Source organism: Pedobacter sp. HMWF019, assembly GCF_003061025.1.
GTDB lineage: Bacteria > Bacteroidota > Bacteroidia > Sphingobacteriales > Sphingobacteriaceae > Pedobacter.
Window position 1 is genome coordinate 1 of record NZ_QAIL01000335.1, and the last position, 1,295, is coordinate 1,295.

A 1,295-nucleotide genomic window follows, 5' to 3' on the forward strand; every position below is an offset into this window, starting at 1 on the left:
ACACCGTCTTGTTCAATTGAGGCTTGTTTAGCCATATAATATTGATTTTTACTTAATTAGCTGCTATCAAACAGGGTTGCAAAATTAAATAAAAAAAATTAATTATTCACTTTTTTTATTTAAAACTTCTTCAATTAGAGAAAAGGTCGATAAAACATCCGCTTTCCCCTTTTTGACTGCCACTGTGTGTTCAAAATGTGCCGATGGTCTGTTATCCTTACTGGTAACTGTCCAACCATCAGACCAAAATTTAATGTTCGCTGTACCAGCATTAATCATTGGCTCTATGGCAATTACCATTCCCTCCTCTAATTTAATACCACTACCACGTTTACCGTAATTAGGAACCTCTGGCTTTTCATGAAGCTGGACACCAACACCATGACCAACAAGTTCTCTTACTACGCCAAAACCGTTATCTTCAGCAAGCTTTTGAACTGCATAACCTACATCACCAATCCTGGATCCTGCCACGGCTTTCTCTACCCCTGCTACCAGGCATTGTTTTGTAACTTCAATAAGCTTCTGCCTTTCAGCATCAATCTCACCAATCGCAAATGTATATGCTGAATCACCAAAGAACTTGTTCTTAATGACCCCGCAGTCCACAGAGATCAAATCACCCTCCTGTATCACATATTCACTTGGAAACCCATGAACAACCTGCTCATTAGGCGAAATACAAAGAGAATAAGGGAAACCATTATAATTGAGGAATGCGGGTATACCCCCATTGTCTCTTATAAAGGTTTCTCCTAATTTATTCAAACTCATGGTTGTCATACCCGGGCCAATAACTTTCGCGATCTCCGCTAAGGTCATTGACACCAGTAAGGAACTCTCTCTAATCAGTTCGATTTCCTCTGCAGACTTATAATAAATCTTCGACATCCTTAATATTATATCACAGCGCTGCTACTGTTCGCTGCAGGAATCCCTGTACGGCCAGTAACTCTACCGGTTTTCATCAAACCATCGTAGTGACGCATTAACAAATAACTCTCGATCTGCTGTAACGTATCCAATACAACCCCTACAAGGATCAATAATGAAGTACCTCCATAGAAGTGCGCAAATTCTGATTTAATCCCAAATTTAACTGCAATAGAAGGCAGGATGGCAATGATCGCCAAGAAGATTGCACCTGGAAAGGTGATCTTGGAAATCACGTCATCAATAAACGAAGAGGTCGATAAACCTGGTTTAATACCAGGAATAAAACCGCCGTTTTTCTTCATATCATCTGACATTTGTGTAGGATTAACCGTTATCGCGGTGTAGAAGAACGTAAATGC

At 39.9% G+C, this 1,295-nt stretch carries 2 protein-coding genes; both read right to left on the reverse strand.

Going from position 1 to position 1,295, the window contains the following annotated elements; genetic code table 11:
• Positions 1-102: 102 nt before the first annotated feature.
• Positions 103-891: a type I methionyl aminopeptidase gene (map, locus tag DBR11_RS18770; protein ID WP_108554170.1), complete on the reverse strand. Its 789-nt coding sequence runs from the start codon at positions 889-891 to the stop codon at positions 103-105.
• A gap of 8 nt (positions 892-899) precedes the next feature.
• On the reverse strand, positions 900-1,295 hold a 396-nt coding region (locus DBR11_RS30245), incomplete at its 5' end, for a preprotein translocase subunit SecY (protein WP_369974443.1).

Coding starts and splice junctions, on each gene's coding strand:
- map (WP_108554170.1), bottom strand. CDS start 891: ATGTCGAAGATTTATTATAAGTCTGCAGAGGAAATCGAACTGATTAGA.